The organism is Actinosynnema sp. NPDC004786 (genome assembly GCF_053601135.1).
In genome coordinates, this window is record NZ_JBSGBG010000015.1 from 158,380 (window position 1) to 176,425 (window position 18,046).

At 73.3% G+C, this 18,046-nt stretch carries 16 protein-coding genes; 9 read left to right on the top strand and 7 right to left on the bottom strand.

All coding sequences use genetic code 11. The features are described 5' to 3' along the window. Positions 1–69 precede the first annotated feature (69 nt). Positions 70–1,443: a hypothetical protein gene (locus ACWEFJ_RS16335; protein WP_449714193.1), complete on the top strand. Its 1,374-nt coding sequence runs from the start codon at positions 70–72 to the stop codon at positions 1,441–1,443. 273 nt (positions 1,444–1,716) lie between these two features. On the opposite strand, the gene ACWEFJ_RS16340 is transcribed toward ACWEFJ_RS16335, so the two are convergent. Together ACWEFJ_RS16340 and ACWEFJ_RS16345 are read right to left on the bottom strand one after the other, a co-directional pair. Continuing rightward, positions 1,717–2,133, bottom strand: coding sequence for a DUF6292 family protein (locus tag ACWEFJ_RS16340; RefSeq protein WP_449714194.1), 417 nt, complete (start codon positions 2,131–2,133; stop codon positions 1,717–1,719). 18 nt (positions 2,134–2,151) lie between these two features. After that, on the bottom strand, positions 2,152–2,610 hold the full coding sequence (locus tag ACWEFJ_RS16345; protein ID WP_449714195.1) for a DUF4383 domain-containing protein: 459 nt from the start codon (positions 2,608–2,610) through the stop codon (positions 2,152–2,154). A 182-nt stretch (positions 2,611–2,792) separates the two neighbouring features. On the opposite strand from ACWEFJ_RS16345, the gene ACWEFJ_RS16350 reads away from it, so the two are divergent. Beyond that, the gene (locus ACWEFJ_RS16350; RefSeq protein WP_449714196.1) at positions 2,793–3,797 is read left to right on the top strand and encodes a DUF6492 family protein; all 1,005 of its coding nucleotides are present in this window, start codon (positions 2,793–2,795) and stop codon (positions 3,795–3,797) included. Here ACWEFJ_RS16350 and ACWEFJ_RS16355 read toward each other — a convergent pair. Both ACWEFJ_RS16355 and ACWEFJ_RS16360 read right to left on the bottom strand, forming a co-directional pair. Next, positions 3,782–4,573 (bottom strand): RsmD family RNA methyltransferase, encoded by a 792-nt coding sequence (locus tag ACWEFJ_RS16355; protein WP_449714197.1) that lies wholly within the window; start codon positions 4,571–4,573, stop codon positions 3,782–3,784. The two genes, ACWEFJ_RS16350 and ACWEFJ_RS16355, sit on opposite strands and share 16 nt — an antisense overlap. Positions 4,574–4,676: 103 nt before the next feature. Continuing rightward, on the bottom strand, positions 4,677–5,777 hold the full coding sequence (locus tag ACWEFJ_RS16360) for a pectate lyase family protein (protein ID WP_449714198.1): 1,101 nt from the start codon (positions 5,775–5,777) through the stop codon (positions 4,677–4,679). Positions 5,778–6,110: 333 nt separating this feature from the next. Here ACWEFJ_RS16360 and ACWEFJ_RS16365 point away from each other — a divergent pair, with 333 nt between their 5' ends. Next, complete coding sequence (locus ACWEFJ_RS16365) at positions 6,111–7,433, top strand: MFS transporter (protein WP_449714199.1); 1,323 nt, start codon at positions 6,111–6,113, stop codon at positions 7,431–7,433. Positions 7,434–7,532: 99 nt separating this feature from the next. On the opposite strand, the gene ACWEFJ_RS16370 is transcribed toward ACWEFJ_RS16365, so the two are convergent. Both ACWEFJ_RS16370 and ACWEFJ_RS16375 read right to left on the bottom strand, forming a co-directional pair. Beyond that, the gene (locus ACWEFJ_RS16370; protein WP_449714200.1) at positions 7,533–8,324 is read right to left on the bottom strand and encodes an ABC transporter permease; all 792 of its coding nucleotides are present in this window, start codon (positions 8,322–8,324) and stop codon (positions 7,533–7,535) included. Further along, on the bottom strand, positions 8,321–9,283 hold the full coding sequence (locus tag ACWEFJ_RS16375; RefSeq protein WP_449714201.1) for an ATP-binding cassette domain-containing protein: 963 nt from the start codon (positions 9,281–9,283) through the stop codon (positions 8,321–8,323). The genes ACWEFJ_RS16370 and ACWEFJ_RS16375 overlap by 4 nt, the downstream gene beginning before the upstream one ends. Before the next feature lie 201 nt (positions 9,284–9,484). Here ACWEFJ_RS16375 and ACWEFJ_RS16380 point away from each other — a divergent pair, with 201 nt between their 5' ends. The 3 genes from ACWEFJ_RS16380 (at position 9,485) to ACWEFJ_RS16390 (ending at position 12,047) form a co-directional block, all read left to right on the top strand. Continuing rightward, positions 9,485–10,210, top strand: a complete 726-nt coding sequence (locus ACWEFJ_RS16380) for a helix-turn-helix domain-containing protein (RefSeq protein ID WP_449714202.1) — start codon at positions 9,485–9,487, stop codon at positions 10,208–10,210. Between the two features lie 254 nt (positions 10,211–10,464). Continuing rightward, positions 10,465–11,664 (top strand): hypothetical protein, encoded by a 1,200-nt coding sequence (locus tag ACWEFJ_RS16385; RefSeq protein ID WP_449714203.1) that lies wholly within the window; start codon positions 10,465–10,467, stop codon positions 11,662–11,664. Continuing rightward, positions 11,661–12,047 carry a hypothetical protein gene (locus ACWEFJ_RS16390; RefSeq protein ID WP_449714204.1) on the top strand — a complete coding sequence of 129 codons (387 nt, stop codon included), beginning with the start codon at positions 11,661–11,663 and terminating at the stop codon, positions 12,045–12,047. The genes ACWEFJ_RS16385 and ACWEFJ_RS16390 overlap by 4 nt, the downstream gene beginning before the upstream one ends. Before the next feature lie 175 nt (positions 12,048–12,222). Here the strand turns inward: ACWEFJ_RS16390 and ACWEFJ_RS16395 are convergent, their stop codons facing one another. Next, on the bottom strand, positions 12,223–13,818 hold the full coding sequence (locus ACWEFJ_RS16395; RefSeq protein ID WP_449714205.1) for a hypothetical protein: 1,596 nt from the start codon (positions 13,816–13,818) through the stop codon (positions 12,223–12,225). 448 nt (positions 13,819–14,266) lie between these two features. On the opposite strand from ACWEFJ_RS16395, the gene ACWEFJ_RS16400 reads away from it, so the two are divergent. The 3 genes from ACWEFJ_RS16400 (at position 14,267) to ACWEFJ_RS16410 (ending at position 17,900) form a co-directional block, all read left to right on the top strand. Beyond that, complete coding sequence (locus tag ACWEFJ_RS16400; RefSeq protein WP_449714206.1) at positions 14,267–14,977, top strand: ThuA domain-containing protein; 711 nt, start codon at positions 14,267–14,269, stop codon at positions 14,975–14,977. Further along, on the top strand, positions 14,947–16,050 hold the full coding sequence (locus tag ACWEFJ_RS16405) for a Gfo/Idh/MocA family protein (RefSeq protein ID WP_449714207.1): 1,104 nt from the start codon (positions 14,947–14,949) through the stop codon (positions 16,048–16,050). Before ACWEFJ_RS16400 ends, ACWEFJ_RS16405 begins: the two co-directional genes overlap by 31 nt. Before the next feature lie 290 nt (positions 16,051–16,340). Beyond that, entirely contained in the window at positions 16,341–17,900 is a 1,560-nt protein-coding gene (locus ACWEFJ_RS16410) for an RICIN domain-containing protein (protein ID WP_449714208.1), read from the top strand. The last annotated feature ends 146 nt before the right edge of the window (positions 17,901–18,046 follow it).

Consider the following 18,046-nt stretch of genomic DNA (forward strand, 5'->3'; position numbering starts at 1 on the left):
CTTCCGGTCGATTTCCGCCACTCCTCCACACCAATGGCGTCACCGCCGACGCCGGTCGGGAATGGGGGAATGACCATGTTCCAAGCCGCCGCGGGTTCGGTCGTGATCACGCCGGTGCCACCGGGGTTCCCGAGCACCTGGATGGGGGGCTACGGCTGGGCGCCCCGGTTCAACAACGGCACGATCGCCCGGAACCTGCGCGCCCACTGCGTGGTGATCTGGGACGACGGCACGCCGAACGTCCTGGTCCGGGCCGACGTCGTCGGCATGCAGCGCAACCTCGTGCAGGCGATCCGCACCGCCGTCGCCGCGCTGGGCGTGGCGCCGGCCGATTTCCTGATCGCGTCGAGCCACACGCACTCCGGCCCGCAGATGAGCGACACCCGGATCGACCCGTTCATCCTGATGGGCCTCACCCAGGCGGACAAGGACGCGATCAACGGCACGGTCGCGGTCATCCGCGACGCGATCGTGCAACTGGTGCGGGACACGCTCGCGATGCCGCGCACCGACGTGACGCTGCACTACAGCGAATCGCAGGCGGTCATCGGGTACAACCGCATCGGCCGGCCCACCGTGCCCACCGACGTGCCGGTCCTGGTGCTGCGCCGGGTGGACGACTCGCCGCTCGCGATCCTGTTCGGCTACGCCTGCCACCCGGTGGCCCGCGGCCTGGACAACGTCTTCGACAGCGACTACCCGGGGTTCGCCGCCGAACTGCTGGAGGCGGTCTTCGGCTGCCCCGCCCTGTTCTTCCAGGGGTGCTGCGGCGACATCGACCCGGTGGACCACCTCGACGACGAGCGGGTGCGCGAACACGGCCGCACCGTGGCGGTCGCCGTGCTCAACCGGATCCTGGACCCGGCCTCGTTCACCGAGGTCACCGGCCCCGTCGGGAGCCGGCTGACCGAGGTCCAGCTCCCCTTCTCGGTCGTCACGGCCAACGCGACCGTCCGCTCCCAGCTCCGCGCGAAGTACCAGGCCCGGATCACCGCGCTGCCCGCGGGCGACCCGGCCCGCCGGCACGCGTCGGTGATGGTCGGCCTGATCGACGCCAACGCGCTGCCGACCTCGGTGCCGATGTCGCTCCAGTGCTGGAAGCTCGGCGGCCTGACGATCCTCGGCCTCGCGCACGAGGTGCTCAGCTCGTACCCGGTGAAGATCAAGGAGGCGTTCACCGGCGACCACCTCTGGGTCATGGGGTACGTCAACGAGTGCGAGGCGTACGTCCCCGGCGACGAGGTGCTGTGGGCGGGCGGCGCGGTGCACGGCGGCTACGAGGCCGGCTGGACCGACGACAACACGGTCTCCGGCCCCTTCACGTCCAGCCAGATCTACGCCTGGCCCGCGCCGCTCAAGGCCTCGCCGGTCGGCTCCGCCACGCCGACCTCGACCAGCGCCGAGGGGATCATCCTCAACGCCTGCCGCACCCTGATCGCCTGAGCCGCGGCGACCGGTCCGAGGCGCGGTGGAGCGGCTTCGGGCGGTGCCGGCACGCGCGGGGTGCGCACGGCACGTGCCGGAGGTCGGGCCGTGCACGGCGAAGGCATGGCGGCCCCGCACCACGGTCCACTCGGGAGTGCGCCCGGCCGCGATCGGCCCGTGCGGAGGCCGCCGGGCTCGACCCCGAGCAAGCGCATGGGCTGTCGCTCCACGGTGTGGCGCGGGCGCGGTGCGCTGAGGACCCGGCGCACCGCAGGGCGCGACGGGAAGCGTTCACGGCGCGTAGGCGCAGAGGCGGTCGACCAGGTCGTCCGGTGTGCCGTACGTGCGGAGCCGGATCGGCCTCGGATCGCCCGGGTGGGTGCCCTGGCGCAGTGCCGCCACGTAGGCGGCCACGGCGGGCGCCGGCGGCAGCACGTCGCCGCCCAGGTAGGTGATCACCACCGGCGGATCGTCGGAGTCGGCGCGCACGGCGGCGGCCCAGCCGTACTCCTCGTCCCACAGCAGGGTGAAGTCCCGGTCGGGGAACGCGGGCAGGGGCCGGGCCACGGCCAGGCGCGCCGTCGCGGGTGGACCGGGGTCGGTGCGCCAGCACCCCCCGGTCACGCCCAGGGCCGCCGCGACGGCGCCCACGTACCGCTCGAGGCCGCGGGTCGGCGTGTCGTCGAAGCCGTCGAGGTCCGAATCCACGCCGACCGCCGCCTCACGTCACCCGGTGCGCGGCACGTCACCCGGTCGGGTGGAACGCCCCAGGGCGAAGCCCAAGGCGACCATGCCCAGGCCGAGCACGAGGTGCAGCCAGTTGTCGGCCGTGTTGACGGGCACGAAGTTCGCCGCGCTGCCGTGGTCGACGATGAGCCCGTACAACCACAGCACCAGGTAGATCACGCCGCCGGCGACCAGGTACAGGAACGCCTTGCGGGCGGTCCTGGCCATCGCCAGGCCGACCACGCCGAACAACAGGTGCACGATGTTGTGCAGGATCGAGACGGCGAACACGCCCAGCAACATGGCCTGGGACTCGTGACCCGCGAACCGGAGCGTGTCGTAGTCGGTGGTCAGCCCGGGGATGAACCCGGCGATGCCGACCACCAGGAACACCGCGGCCACCACCGTGGCGGCCAGTTGGACCGGTGTGCGTGACGTCGCTGTGTCGGGTCTGGACATGTCGACTCCCGTCGCGTCGCGGAACGGAACCACTCCCGTCGCCGTCCGACTACCCGGCGCACGCGGGGGCAAACGACCCGCACAGGTTCGATCAGCGCCGGAACACGACGTGGGCGGACGGCCGTCGGAGGGGACCCCCGAACTGGTGTGCGCGCCCGCCGCGACTCCCCCACAATCGAGCCATGGGGGTGACGTCGGCGGGCGTGGGGCTGCCGGAGCTGGACGTCGTGGTGCCCGTCGCGCCCAAGGACGTGGCCGACGCGGCGACGGCGGTGGAGTCGTTGCTGCGCCACTGCCGCAACCCGATCCGCGCGGTGCACGTCGTGGCCGCCACGCCGCCCCGGTTCGCCGACCCGCGGGTCCGGTGGGTGGACGAGTCGCTGGTGCGGCCGGGCGTGGCGGAGGTCGAGGCGGTGCTGCGCGACACCGGCTCGCCGCACGGCAACGCCACGTGGTACTTCCAGCAGCTGCTCAAGCTCGGCTGCTTCGCGCTGCCCGGCGTGGCGGCCGACCACGTCCTGGTCGCCGACGCCGACGTGGCGTTCGTCGCCGACCTGGCGTTCGCGGACCGGCACGGCCGGGCGCTGGTGCCCGCGGGCTACCCGCTGCGCTGGGTCCCCGGCGGGGGCGCGTCCGGCGCGGTCCGGCACGCGGCCCTGCGCGCGGCCTCGCGGTTGGTGCCCGGGTGGCGCGCGGTCGACGGCTTCAGCGGGATGCACCACCACGTGGTGTTCGAACGTCGGGTGCTGGCCGAGTTGGTGCGACGGGTCGAGCAGGCGCACGGCGTGCCGTTCTGGCGCGCGTTCCTCGCCTCCCGCGACCGGTCGCGGTGGACCGGGGCGTCGGAGTACGTGCTGTACCGGCACTTCGCGTGCCGGTGGTTCCCGGAGCGGGTCGTGGTGCGGCACCTGTCCAGCGTCGAGGTCGTCCAGGGCGACGGCGCGGGCGGGTTCACCCTGGCGGACGTGCTCCGCGCGCCCCGCTCCCCCGACGTGGCGGCCGTGGGCTGCCACCGGTTCGTCGACTACGCCGACCGCATCGCCACCATGGACTACATCCCGGACTCGCTGCGCCGCGCGCTGCCCGCGAACGCGCCGCTGACCCTGCGCCTGCGCCGCGGCGAGGTGACCGTCACGCCGACGACCACCCCGTTGGCCTTCCCGGACCCGGCTCAGGACACGGCGTAGACGTGGAACTCCACGGTCGCCCCGGTCGCGAACGAGGCCGGCGCGGGGACCGCGAGCAGGTGCCGGGCGCCGGCGAAGCACCGCCGCAGCGACGGCCGGGTCGTCGTGTCGTCCGCCCCGACGACGATCACCTGCAGGGCGACCAGGCACGGCACGCCGGCACGCGCGGCGCGGATGTCGGCCAGGATGCCGGGCACCGGCGGCTCGGTCGCCGCCACGTCCAGGCCGGACGGGGTCAGCGCCGCCCCCCAGGGCGGCTCCACCACGACGACGTCGCCCGCCCGGGGCGGCGGCAGGCAGGCCAGCAGCTCGCGGTAGTCGGCGTGGCGCAGGTCGACGTCGATGCCCAGGACGCGGAAGTTGTGCCGGGTGGCGGCGTGCACGGCCGGGTCCAGCTCGGCCGCGAACACCGGCAGGCCCAGCCGGGCGCGCAGGTGGAAGCCGACGTTGCCGGAGCCGCAGAACAGGTCGGCGACGTAGCCGGGCGTCAGGTCCGGCTCGTGGGCCAGGCACTCGGCGAGCGCCTCGGCGAACGGCGCGCAGTGGTCGTCCACGCTGCACTCGATCGCCGTCCGCCCCAGCAGCCGGAGGCCCCTGCCCACCATCGACGGCGCCGCGACCCCGTACAGGGACAGCCCCTCGGGGCGGCCGTGGAAGACCCGGCCGGCGTGGCTCAGCTCGGCCTCGGTGAGGACCCTGGTCCGCGCCGGGCCGAGCAGCTCGGCCCGCAGGGCGAGCGCGGCGCTCAGCGACGTCGCCCCGCCATCGTGCCCCATGGCGGCATCCTACGCGACCGTCCACACGACATGGTCGCTACCTGCGGCGGAGCCGGGTCCGGTCCGGACGGGCCGCCCCCGCGAGCGGCCCGTCCGGGCTCGGTCAGCAGGAGCCGTCGGACTCCCGCAGGCCCGTGTTCGCGCCCGCCGTCCGACTCACGATGTTCGGCACGCACTCGGCCCGGTCGAGCGTGAACCCGTACGGCACGGTGACGCTGGTGGTCGACTTGACGTCCGGACCGGCGGGGTTGGTCTCGCTGTCGCGGGGCGACCAGGTCACGTTGTCGAAGATGTTCCCGCCGACCTGCCAGTACCCGGCCTCGTCGGTGTAGAACGTGCCGAGGACGTCCTTCGAGTTCTTGAAGTAGTTGTTGTCCACCCTCGCCTTGGCCCCGGCCCGGGAATTGATGCCGGATTCGTTGAGGCTCACGTAGTGGTTGTTGTAGATGTGCGCGATCCCGCCCCGCAGCAGCGGCGCGCGGGAGTCGATGTTCTGGTACAGGTTGTGGTGGTAGGTGATGAAGCCGTTCGACAGGTCGCTCTCGCTGGACCCGACCAGGCCGCCGCGACCGGAGTTGCGCAACGTGCTGTAGGACAGGGTCACGTACTGGGTGTTGTCCTTCATGTCGAACAACCCGTCGTAGCCCTCGGACTCGCCGCCCGACGCGAGCAGGTTGACGTGGTCCACCCAGACGTTGCGGACGTTCTTCTCCATCCCGATGGCGTCGCCGCCGTTGGACGTGGGCGACCCCGACTTCTTGACGTTCCGCACGGTCACGTTGCGGATGATGATGTTGCGGGACTCGCGGATGTGGATGCCGATCTGGTCGAACACCGCCCCGGCCCCGACGCCGATGATCGTGACGTTGCTGATCCGCTTCAGCTCGATGACACCGGAGTTGGTGTCGCAGCTGTCGCCCGAGACCTTGGCGGTGTTGCCGTGGTTGATGGTGCCCTCGACCTGAATGGTGATCGGCGTCGAGCTGCTGGCCCGGCTGCACAGGGCCTGGTGGATCTGCGTGCCGGTGGTGGCCCGGACCGTCGCCCCGCCCTGACCGCCGGTGGTCCCGCCGTTCTGCGACGCGTACCCGGTCGCCGTGCCGGCCGCCGAGGCCGGCGTGGCGCCCAGGACCGCCCCGGTCGAGGCCGCGAGGACCACCGCGGCCACCACCGCGGGCGCCCGCCGTGCGACTGATCGATTCATTCCGTCTCCTGCGTCGTCGAAGGTCCGGTGGCGCCGTCCCATTCACCGGTGCGCGCACTCGCGCGTCGGATCCGTGAACGGCGCTACCGGGCGGCGGTGCCAGCAGCATTGCGCACGGCCGCGCGGCGGACAATAAATTTCACAGCCGTGAACGAATCGGGGTCGGATTCACGGATGTGATCGGGCGGACCGTGCCCCGGAATTGTCGGAACGCCGCGCCGCCGCCGGGTGGCGCATTTCCGGCCGCGACCGGCCGGCCGGTGATCTGGCCGTGCGGGCCGCGCACCCCCTACGGTCGGGTGCGCGGCCCGTGACGACCGACCTGGGGGAGATGTGGAGCGGCGTTCACCCACCACCGAGGAGCCCGCGGCGCGCGCGGTGCGCAAGGCCACCGTGCGCCTGGTCCCGTTCCTCGGCCTGCTGTACCTGCTCAACTACCTGGACCGGGTCAACGTCGGGTTCGCGGCGTTGACGATGAACGCCGACCTCGGCATCAGCGCCGCGGCCTACGGGCTCGGCGCGGGCCTGTTCTTCATCGGGTACTTCCTCTTCGAGGTGCCCAGCAACATCATCCTGCACCGGGTGGGCGCGCGGGTCTGGATCGCCCGGATCATGGTGACCTGGGGCATCGTGGCGTCGGCGACCGCGTTCATCCGGGACGAGGTCGGGTTCTACGTGGTCCGGGTGCTGCTCGGGGTGGCCGAGGCCGGGTTCTTCCCCGGCATCGTCCTGTACCTGACCTACTGGTTCCCCCGCGCCCGGCGCGCGAAGATCGTCGCCCTGTTCTTCCTGGCCGTGCCGCTGTCGTCGGTGCTCGGCAGCCCGGTCTCCACGCTGCTCATGCAGTACGGCGACGGCGTGCTCGGCTTCGACGCGGGGTGGCGCTTCATGTTCTTCGTCGAGGGCCTGCCGTCGGTCCTGCTCGGCGTCGCGGTGTTCTTCGTGCTGCCGAACCGGCCGCGCGACGCCCGGTGGCTGGCGCCGGACGAGCGGACCGCGCTCCAGTCGGCGATCGACGCGGAGGACGCTCGGCAGGTCGGCGGCGAGGTCGGCGTCAGGTCGGCGTTGACCAACCCGCGCGTGCTGGCCCTCAGCGTCGTCTACTTCGGCATCGTGTTCGGCCTGTACGTGCTGGCGTTCTTCCTGCCGCAGGTGGTCAAGGGCTTCGAGCGGCAGTTCGACACCACGCTGAGCCTGGCCGGGATCGGCCTCGTCACGGCGGTGCCGTACGCGTTCGCCGCGGTCGCGATGGTGCTGTGGGCGCGGCACTCCGACCGCACCGGCGAACGGGCGTGGCACGTCGCGGTCGCCGCGTTCGTCGGCGCGGTCGCGATCGCGGCCGCGCTGTACCTCGACTCGCCGCTGCTGGTGATGACCGCCATCACGGTGTGCGCGATCGGCGTGTTCGCCGCGATCCCGGTGTTCTGGCAGTTGCCGAACGCGTTCCTGGTGGGTGTCGGCGCGGCCGCCGGCATCGGGCTGATCAACTCGTTCGGCAACCTGGCCGGGTTCGCCGGCCCGTACCTCGCGGGCTGGCTTCAGGGCGTGACCGGGGACTTCCGCGCGGGCATGTGGGTCGTGGCGGCGTTCATGGCGCTCGCCGGGGCGATCGCGCTGTCGTTCCGCCGCACCGGTCCCGACTCCACAGTGGACTGACGAGCCCGCCCGGGACCGGCGGTTCGGGCGAGGGCGTGGCACAGGGGCCGGGAACCGCGGCGCCGGCGGTCGGCAGGACGCCGCGGAGCCGACCGGCGTTCACCCCGCGGGTTCGCGGTTGTAGAGCCTGCGGGCCCACAGGTAGCCGCCCACCGCGATCAGGGCGCACCACCCCACGGCCAGGATCGCGCTGTGGCCGATCGGCGTGCCGAACAGCAGCCCGCGCAGGGTCTCGATGAACGGGGTGAACGGCTGGTACTCGGCGAACCACCGCAGCCCGGCGGGCATCGAGTCGGTGGGCGCGAAACCGCTGCCCACCATGGGCAGGACCATCAGCGGTGTCAGCATGGTGCTGGCGCCGGCGACCGTCTTGGCGACCATGGCCAGGGCGACCGACAGCCAGGTCAGCGCGAGCACGATCAGCACGAGCAGGCCGACCGCGCCGAGCCACCCGCCGGGGCCCGCGGTCGGCTCGAAGCCCACGAGCAGCGCGACGCCGACGACCGCGGCGATGCTCAGCAGGGTCTGGACCAGGCTGCCCACCACGTGACCGGTGAGCACCGAGACGCGGGCGATCGCCATGGTGCGGAACCGGGCGACGATGCCCTCGGTCATGTCGATGGCCACGGAGATCGCGGTGCCCTGGGCGGCGGTCGCCGCGGTCATCAGGATGACGCCCGGCACGACGTAGTCCACGTAGGCGTCCCGGCCGCCCGACGCCCCGCCGAGCCCGGCCCCGAGGATGCCGCCGAGGACGTAGACGAACAGCAGCAGGAAGACCACCGGGACGCCGGCGGCCGTCAGGACGAGCGTCGGGTAGCGCAGCAGGTGCCGCAACTGGCGGCGGACCATGGTGGCCGAGTCGGCGAGGGCGTGCGACGGGGTGCTCATCGGGCGGGCTCCTGCTCGGTGACCGGGTTGCCCGTCAGGGCGAAGAAGACGTCGTCGAGGTCGGGGGTGTGGACTTGCAGCTCGTCCACCGCGAGCGAGGCGTGGTCGAGCCGGTCCAGCAGGGCCCGCAGCGACCGGACGTCGCCCCGGCCGGGGACCTGCAGGGTGCGCGCCTCGTCGTTGCGGGACACCGCGTCCAGCGTCCGGACGGCGCGGTCGTAACCGCCGCGGTCGGCGAACCGGAGCGTGACGTGGCCGCCGCCGACCTGCCGCTTCAGCTCCTCCGGGGAGCCCTCCCCCACCACCTTCCCCCGGTGCAGCACCGCGACCCGGTCGGCGAGGCGGTCGGCCTCCTCGAGGTACTGGGTGGTGAGGAAGACCGTGACGCCCTCGTCGGCCACCAGCCCGCGGATGACCTCCCACATGGCACGGCGGCTGCGCGGGTCCAGGCCGGTGGTCGGCTCGTCGAGGAAGATCACGCGCGGCCGGCCGACCAGGGTCATCGCGAGGTCCAGTCGGCGGCGCAGCCCCCCGGAGTACGTCGCCGCGGGCTTGCGGGCCGCGTCCACCAGGTCGAACCGCCGCAGCAGCTCGGCCGCGCACGTCCGCCGTTCCCGGCGGGGCAGGTGGTTCAGGTCGGCCATCAACAGCAGGTTCTCCTCGCCGGTGAGGAAGCCGTCCACCGCGGAGAACTGGCCGGTGACGCCGATCGCGGCGCGCACCGCCCCCGGTTCGCGGACCACGTCGTGGCCGGCGACCCGCACCTCGCCCGCGTCCGCGCGGATCAGCGTCGACAGGATCCGCACCGCGGTGGTCTTGCCCGCGCCGTTCGGGCCGAGCAACGCGAAGACCGACCCCGCGGGGACGTCCAGGTCGACGCCGTCGAGCACCACGTGGTCGCCGTACGCCTTGCGCATCGCCCTCGCCGCGATCGCCGGGTGATCGGGATCGGCAGTCATCGGGTTCCACTCCCCCCGTCGATTCTGTTCACAACGCGGCGAAAGTTACGTTGCATACACGATATCGTCAATCAATCTCCGGGAACGCAATGACGTTTGTGCTGCTAGATAGCTCGATTCGTTGCAAGGGCACTGTCTGGTAATGCAACGACGGCCCGTTGCACTAAGCTGCCGCCGAACACCGACAGCGGAGGACAGCCGATGCCCGGTGAGCGACTCACCCTCCAGGACCGGCAGCAGATCGCCGCGGCACTGCGCGAGGACCTGACCTACGCCGCGATCGGCCGCCGCATCGGGCGGCCGACCTCCACCGTCACCCGCGAGGTGATGCGCAACGGCGGCCCGCGCGGCTACCGCGCCGAGGCGGCCCACCGGGCCGGCGCCCGACCGGTGCGCCGGCGTGGCGCCGCGCCACCGGGGAGCGCCGCTCCCGGCGGGCGCGACCCGCGGGTCGTGGACGAGGTGGACGCGCAGAGCGTGGCGCTGATGATGCGGGCCGGGCTGCCGAACATGATGGCCAGGGTCCTGGCCGCCCTGTTCACCACCGACAGCGGCAGCCTCACGTCCGCGGAACTGGTGCGACGCCTGCACGTCAGCCCCGCGTCGATCTCCAAAGCCATCGGCTACCTGGAGGAGCAGGCACTCGTCAGGCGCGAACGCGATCCCCGCAGCCGCGCCGAGCGCTACGTCGTGGACGACGACGTGGCGTTCCGGTCGATCATGGCCGGCGCCCGCAACCAGATCGAGATCGCCGAGGCCTGCGGGCAGGCGGCCGAAAAACTCGGCGCCACCACCCCCGCCGGCGCCAGGCTGGCGACCACGAGCCGGTTCCTCCTCCGCGTGATCGACGACCTGGTCCGATCGGCCCGGCACTGGCACGAGGTCCACTCCGCTCCGCGGACCTCCGACGGCCGACGTCCGCAGTAGTGCGGTCCGCCGCCCGTTCGGGGCCGGGACACTGGCGGTCTTGCCGAGTCACCGCGCACTGCCCCGCTCCCGGGGTGGAGGGGGATGTCGTGTCGTCGTCCGAGGACGAGTCGCAGGACGAGGGGACAGCGCCCGAGGCAGGGCTCGAACCGGCCCTGCGGATGCCGGGACCGCGCACCGGTCCGGTTCCCCGACCACGTGCGGATACGCCGGCGACCGGTTCGGGTCCGCTGCGGGACCGTCGTCGCCGACCGGTGGAGCCCTTCACGGGTTCCGCCCCGACCGGCGCGCCCGGCCGGGAGTCGTGGCGGTTGCCGGCCCACCTGCTCGGTGTGGCGGCGACCACGCCGTCGGGCGAACCGACCCAAACCACCGGAGTGGTGCTGGTGAACGTGGGCCGCGGCGCGGTGCTGAGCGTCGCCGGCCACGCCCGGGCTCCGGTTCGGGTGACGGGTTTCGGGCGGTTCTTCCCCGCCCGAACGGTGCACCTGGTCACGCCGACCGCGGCCGTCGCCGCCGACCACTGCCGCCTGGAGGCGGTCGACCACTACCACATCGCCTCCGCCGGCGTGCGGATGGACCAGTTGCGCGAGCTGTCCAACCGCGGTCGGCAGGCGTTGTCCGACCTGGTGGCCGACCCCGGCGACGCCGCCGCGCTCGCCGCGGTGCAGGAGGCCGCGGCACGACTGGTCGCGCGGGTGGACGCCGGGCCGCCCGAGGTGGTCACCCGGCGGGTCGTCGCCGAACCCGGGATCACCATCGACGACCCGACGCTCGTGCAGACCGGCGACCGCAGCACGCTCGACCTGAACCTGCGCTACGTCGCGGAGGAAACCGTGTTCCCCCTGGCGGAGTTGCTCGTCGGGGACGCGGACCTGTGCGTGGCCCTGGCCCACGCCCTGGCGGAGCCCTCGCCCGGTGAGCGCACCGCCGGGTTCCTGCGCGCCCTCGTGACCGCGACACGGGGCGTGGACGACGAGACCGGCCTGCGCCACACCCCGGACCTCGACGCCGTTCCCGCCACCGACCTGCTGGCGTGGTTCGGCCTGGCCCGCGCGGAGAACGCCTCGGTGGTGATGATCGGCCACGACAACCGCGTCACCCGCACCGCGGTGGTCGACCGCCCCGACGCCGCGACCGGCGACCTGCTGCGCGACCTGAACACCGTCCGGCGGCAGCTCGACCTGCCCGAGGTGACCGACGTCGTCGACCTGCCGCCGACGCCCGCGCTCGACCCGGTCCCGCACCCCTCCGACCCCACCCGCGATCCGGCGACGGCCGTCGAGGAGTCCGCCCACGGCTGGAACGACCGGGTCGCGGACCGGACCCGGCACGGGCCCGCCCGTCCGGACACCGACGAAGTCGCCAGACCGGAACCGGAGTGGCCGGCCCGGGCCCCGCGCTGGGAAGTCCGCGAACCCGACATCGACGACGAACCCGGAGGACCTTGGTGAACGAAACCCGTTACCGCCGCAAGCGTGCCGTGGTGGTGGTGACAGCGGCCGTCGTGCTCGCCGCAGGTGTGCTGGTGTGCGTGCTGGTCGACCTGGACACGGCGGACCGCCTCGCCAGCGTCGCCGCCCTGTTCGTCGCCGTGACCGGCCTCGCCCTGACCCTGTTGCACCGCATGGCACCCGCCCCGGCGAACACCGGGCACACGCCCGCCCCGGACACCGCTGCACGGCCGAGGACCGGGGGCACGAGCACCATCACGATCAACCAGTCGGGCGGCGGTGTCGTGCAGACGGGTGAGGGCGCGCACGCGGAAGTCCACCAGGAGATCCGGCTCGGACACCCCGGCGGACCATCGCGCCGCACTCGCCGTCGAAACGCCTGACGGCGCGGCCCGCCACCGTGACCGCTCGAAGAACGCGGCCCCCGGAGCCGACCGGGTGATCGTCCGGTCGAACCGCGGTAGGCGGTCCCTCCGACGGTCGAACGCACGCTGCAACCCCTGGCGCGTGCGCGGAGGTGTGCGGCCGGACCGGGTGCCGGGTCCGGCCGCGCGCGGGTCAGCGTTCGCGTTCCACGTACAGGCAGTACAGGTCGAACCCGCCGGGGCTCGCGTCGAACTGCTGGACCAGCTTGCCGCTGTCCTCGAACTCGGCGAGCACGTGGTGGGTGCCCTCGCCCAGGCCGACGGCGAACAGCGGCCGCCCGACGGGCGAGTCGCAGGCGGCCTCACCGGCGCCGGGCGCGTAGGACTCCGGGCAGTTCGCGCACGGCGGCAGGGTGAACTGGTGCGCGGTGGAACCCGCCAGCTTGATGGTGATCGAGCTGTTCACGGTGTTGTAGAAGGTGATCGTGATCGGGCCGCCCGCGCCGAGGGGCGCGGGCACCGGCACCCGCGCGCCGGTGCCGACGGCCACCTGGGCGGCGAGCTGCGCCGACTGGGCCTGCGGCAGGTCGCCGTGACCGGGGAACGTCCTGACGAACCGGTCCAGCGTGGCGACCGCGGCCGACCCGTCGCCGTCGCGCAACTGGTTCAGCCCGCAGTCGAGCATGGCGCGCGGGTACCGGTTCTTCGCATCGCCGGCCACCTTCGCGGCGACGTCGCTGGTCCGGCCCGCGAAGAACGCGAGGACGTCCACCACCTGGCACGGCTTGCCGGCGGCGAGCGGCGCGGTGGCCGCCGCGTAGAGCGCGTCGAACGCCGCGGGCACCTCCTCGGCGCTCGGCGTGCCGCCGAAGTCGTCGGCGATCGCCTCCAGCGCGGTGGTCGCCCCGTTGACGCCGACGGGGGTTTCCGCGGTGAACGCCTTCGCCAGCCGCAGGTAGGCGTCGGCGACCTCCGGGGCGAACGACTCGTCCTCGGCGAGCAGGTCGCGGTAGACCTTGATCGCATCGGCGAGCCGGCCCTCGTCGCGCAGGCCGCGGGCCCAGGTCGTGTAGGTCTCGATGAGCCGGTCGTGCACGATCGGGCCCAACGGGCTGTCCGGGTGGTCGCGGCGGAACCGGACGTAGCGCTCGACGGCGGTCTCGCCGTCGGAGCCGGCCGCGCCGGTGAAGTCGGCGCACTCAACCAGGCCGCGGTCCGCCGCGGCGACGTCCGAGCTGAGCGTCAGCTCGTAGGGCCCGGTCACGGCGTTGAACCGGCCGGTCGCCGTCGCGCAGTCACCGCGGCCCTGCGCGGCGACCCCGTCGTCGTACGCGGCGCGACCCAGCAGTCCGTACCCGAGGTATGCGACCACCAGGGCGACCACCGCGACGATGCCGACCACCACGGGCCGGCGGGTGGTGACCGGCGGGTGCTTCGCCGCGATCCGCCACGCGTCGAGGACGAGCAGCGCGAGCCAGCACGCCGCCAGGACCCGCCACAACCACGGGTTCGCCGCCGCGTCGGTGGCGAACGCGACGGCGACGAGCACGACCGCGAGGACGGCCGCCGTCCACGCCTGCCCGCGTCGGTTCAGGTAGAAGTAGCCCGCGCCGCTGCCGGTCAGGTTCAGCAGGACGGCGGCCGCGGTGGACTTCGGCTGGGGCGGCGTCGGAGGGATCCGCAGGATGGGGTCGGTCGGCGTCGGGTCCACCCACTCGGCCTGCGCCTCCGGTCCGGCCGGCCGCGCCCACGGGCTCGCCGCCGGGTGCCCGGCGGAGGGATCGCTCACCGGTCCGGCGGCCGGCGCGTCGGCTGCAGTCGGCTCGGTGCCCTGCGGCGCTCTCGGCACGGCCGGCGTGGGATCCGCCGGGCGTTCGACAGTTGCCACCTCGGCGGTTGCCGCCTCTGCGGCTGTCGTGTCCGCGGCTGTCGTGTCCGCAGTTGCCGCCCCTGCGGCTGTCGTGTCGCCGGTTGCCGTTTCCGGGGCCGGCGTCCCGGTTTTCGGCGCTTCCTGCTCCGCTGCCGCCCCCTGCTCCACCGGCGGCTGTGCCTTCGATCCGTCTTCGCTCATCCCAACCCCCACCACGGTGTCCCCCGACCCGATCACAGGGGACCACACCGCCGTCGTCGGGTGCAGGCGATTTGGGCATCACCACCCACTCGCCGAGCACTCCCGCCGGCACCGCGGCAGCGGATATGATCAAGTCGGGTACGCGCTGGGGACCGTGGGGGTGGGCGTGCGACAGCCGAAGGCGTTGGTGGTCCGCGGTGGCTGGGAGGGGCACCGCCCCGTCGAGGCCACCGACCTGTTCATCCCGTTCCTGCGGGACCGCGGCTACGTCGTGCGGGTCCACGGCTCACCCGACGTGTACGCCGACGCCGACGAGATGGCCGCCACCGACCTGGTCGTGCAGTGCGTGACGATGTCGGAGATCACCGCCGAACAGGTGGCGGGCCTGCGCGCGGCGGTCGAGGCGGGCACCGGGTTCACCGGCTGGCACGGCGGCATCGCGGACTCGTTCCGCGCCTCGTCGGACTACCTGCACCTGGTCGGCGGCCAGTTCGCGACGCACCCCGGCAAGGAGCCGGCCGAACGCCGGGGCGGGCCGGAGGACAACTTCCTGCCGCACGCGGTGACCATCACCCCGCTCGGCCGGGAACACCCGATCACCGCGGGCGTCGAGGACTTCGAACTGGTCACCGAGCAGTACTGGGTGCTGCACGACGACCTGAACGACGTGCTGGCCACCACGACCCACCCGGCCCCGGCGTGGCACCCGTGGCAGCGGCCCGTGACCTGCCCGGCGATCTGGACGCGGCAGTGGGGGGCCGGGCGGATCGTGGTGACCACCCCGGGGCACAGCCTCGACGTGTTGCGGCACCCCGCCGTGCGCACCGTCATCGAGAGGGGAATGCTGTGGGCGACCCGCACCGCGTCGGGATCGTAGGTCTCGGCGTCATCTCCCGCGCGTACCTCGGCACGCTGGGCGAGCACCCCGCCGTGCGCGTCACCGCGGTCGCGGACCTCGACGCCACCCGGTCCGCCGCGGTCGCGGCCCAGTTCCCGGGTGTCGCGGCGGTGGGCGTGGAGGAGCTGCTCGACGGTCCGGACGTGGACACCGTCCTCAACCTCACCACCCCCGCCGCGCACGCGCCGATCGCGCTGCGGGCGATCGCCGCCGGCAAGGGCGTCTTCGCCGAGAAGCCGCTCGCCGTGGAGTTCGCGGACGGCCGCGAGATCGTCGACCGGGCTGCCGCCGCGGGCGTGCGGGTCGGGTGCGCGCCCGACACCGTCCTCGGCACGGGCACGCAGACCGCCCGCGCGGCGATCGACGGCGGCCTGATCGGGCGTCCGCTGTCCGCGTCGGCCGTCATGGTCACGCCGGGGCACGAGCGCTGGCACCCCAACCCGGACTTCTACTACACCGCGGGCGGCGGCCCGCTGCTCGACATGGGGCCGTACTACATCAGCGCGCTGGTCCACCTGCTCGGCCCGGTGCGCGCGGTGATCGGCGCGGCGAGCCGGTTGCGCGACGAGCGCGTGATCGGGTCCGGACCCCGGATCGGCCAACGGATCCCCGTCGAGGTGCACAGCCACGTCTCCGGCGTCCTCGAACACGTCAACGGCGCGCTGTCCACCCTCACCACCAGCTTCGACGGCGTCACGACGACGGCCGTGCCGATCGAGGTGCACGGCGAGGACGGCACCCTCGCCGTCCCGGACCCGAACCACTTCGACGGCGACACCCGCCTCTTCCCGCTGGGCGGCAGCGAGTGGCGGACCCTGCCGCCGAGCGCCGGGTACGTCGGAGCCGGCCGGGGCATCGGCCTGCTGGACCTCGTCGCGGCCGACGGGCGGCCCCCGCGTGCCGGCGGCGACCTGGCGCTGCACGTGCTGGAGACGATGACCGCCGTCCTCCGCTCCGCCGAGGAGGGCCGGAGGATCGAGCTGACGACCGCGGTGCGGCGACCGGAGCCGGTGCCACTCACCCCGGTGGCGGAGTGGTTCCCCGGCCGTTGACGCGCGGCCGACGCGGTCGCCCGCGGCCAAGCGGGTGGTCCTGCGCCCGGGGGAGCCGGCAGGCGTAACACCCTTGACACGCAAGGGGATGAGCCGTGTGTTCGTCACGACCGGCGTTGACGACCTCGCGGCCCTCAGGGGCGGTGTGACGGCCAACCCGGTGATCGACCACGTGCACGCGGCTCCTCACCCGGCGGTGCGCCGGAGGTCGAGTCGAACACCCGTGTCCTCCACCACTCCGCGCCGGGTCTGCCGTCGGCGAACCCGCGCGCTCCTCCGGAAGGACGTCCATGTCATCCCGCTCCACCGCCCTGCTCCGCCTGCTGGCCCCGGTGGTGCTCGCCGCCGGCGTCGTCCTGCCGCTCGCCGCGGGCACCGCCTCCGCCGCCCAGCCGATCTGCCTGAGCGGCAACCTCCAGTTCGACTACCAGTCGGCCGAGGAGGGCACCGCCAAGCCGACCCGGACCAGGGCCGCGCGCAACGCCTCGGTCGAGCTGTGGGGTCGTGAGAAGTCGACCGACACCGACCACAAGCTGAACACCGACACCCAGCTGACCGGCGCCGCCGACGGCTCGTTCACCCTCTGCCACACCCCGGTCACCACCACCGCGATGGACCACCTCTTCGTCCGCTTCGCGACCCGCAGCAACCAGGTGTGGCGGGTCACCGACAACAGCGGCACGGTGTACACGTACGACACGCCGACGCAGTCGAACGTGTCGGCCAGTGTCTCCCTGGGCGTCGTCAAGCCGACCACCGCGACCCGCGCCTGGCACGCGTTCGACACCGTCAACCTGCTCTGGACGCGCCGGGTCAACCCGACCACCCAGTGCTGGACGACCGCCGAGACGAACGCCTCGGCCTGCACCACGCTGACGGTGCGCTGGCAGGTCGGGTCCACCGCCGGCCCGTACTACGACCTGTCGAACAACGTCTACCTGTCCGACGCCGACCCGGACTCCGAGCACACCGTGCTGCACGAAGCGGGTCACTTCTTCCAGCACCGCCTCTACAACGGCACGTTCCCGACCGTCACCAACTGCAACCCGCACTACATCGCGACGGCGTCCTCCGCCACGTGCGCCTGGACCGAGGGCTTCGCCGACTCGGTGGCGGCCTACCTGCTGGGCGACAACCGTTACGTGTTCCCGGACGGCTCGTCCACCGCGTTCACCGCCGGCCCGGGCTGGCAGACCGGCGACCACGTGCAGGGCAACGTGGACGGCGCGCTGCTCCGGCTGTGGAACCAGGTCGACGGCAGCTGGGACCGCACCATCACCACCCTGTCCTCGCACATGCCCTCGACCTTCGCCGACTGGTTCAAGAACGTCCGCCCGACGGCCGTGCCGCCGCTGTCCACCACCGGCGCCGCGCTGACCGCGCTGGACGCGCACGCCATCAACTACGGCCCCACGATCGTCGGCGACAACGCCTACCACGCGCTCAGCAACGGCGGCGGCGTCGCCCTCCAGCGCGGCGGGACGTGCAGCGGCAGCATCCCGTCGGTGGCCGAGTTCGCCGCGCTGGACACCTCCCGGGCCTCGCAGCGCTGGAAGCTCACCGCCAACGGCGACGGCACCGTGCGGATCTTCGACAGCTGCCCGGTCCCGCTGTACCTGACCGCGCCGACCACCTCCGGCGGCCAGCCGTCCCTGCAACTGCTCTACCTCGGCACCCCCAACCAGCGCTGGCAGGTGACCCAGAACGCCGTGGGCACCTACACCCTGGTCAACCCGGCGACCGGCTTCGCCCTGGACGGCAACGCGACCGCGGGCCAGGCGGTCACCGCCACCACCGCGTCCGCCGGCTCGACCAGCCAGAAGTGGGCGTCGGTCTTCTCCATCTCCTGACACCGGGATCCGTGACGTCGCCTCGGTCGCGGGGTTTCCGACCCCCGGCGGCCGACGCGACCCGGTGCTCGGCGTCCCGTCCCTGGTGCACCTCCTGTTCGTCTGGGTGCCCGCGCTCGGCTCGGTCGCCCTGTCGTTCAGCTCGT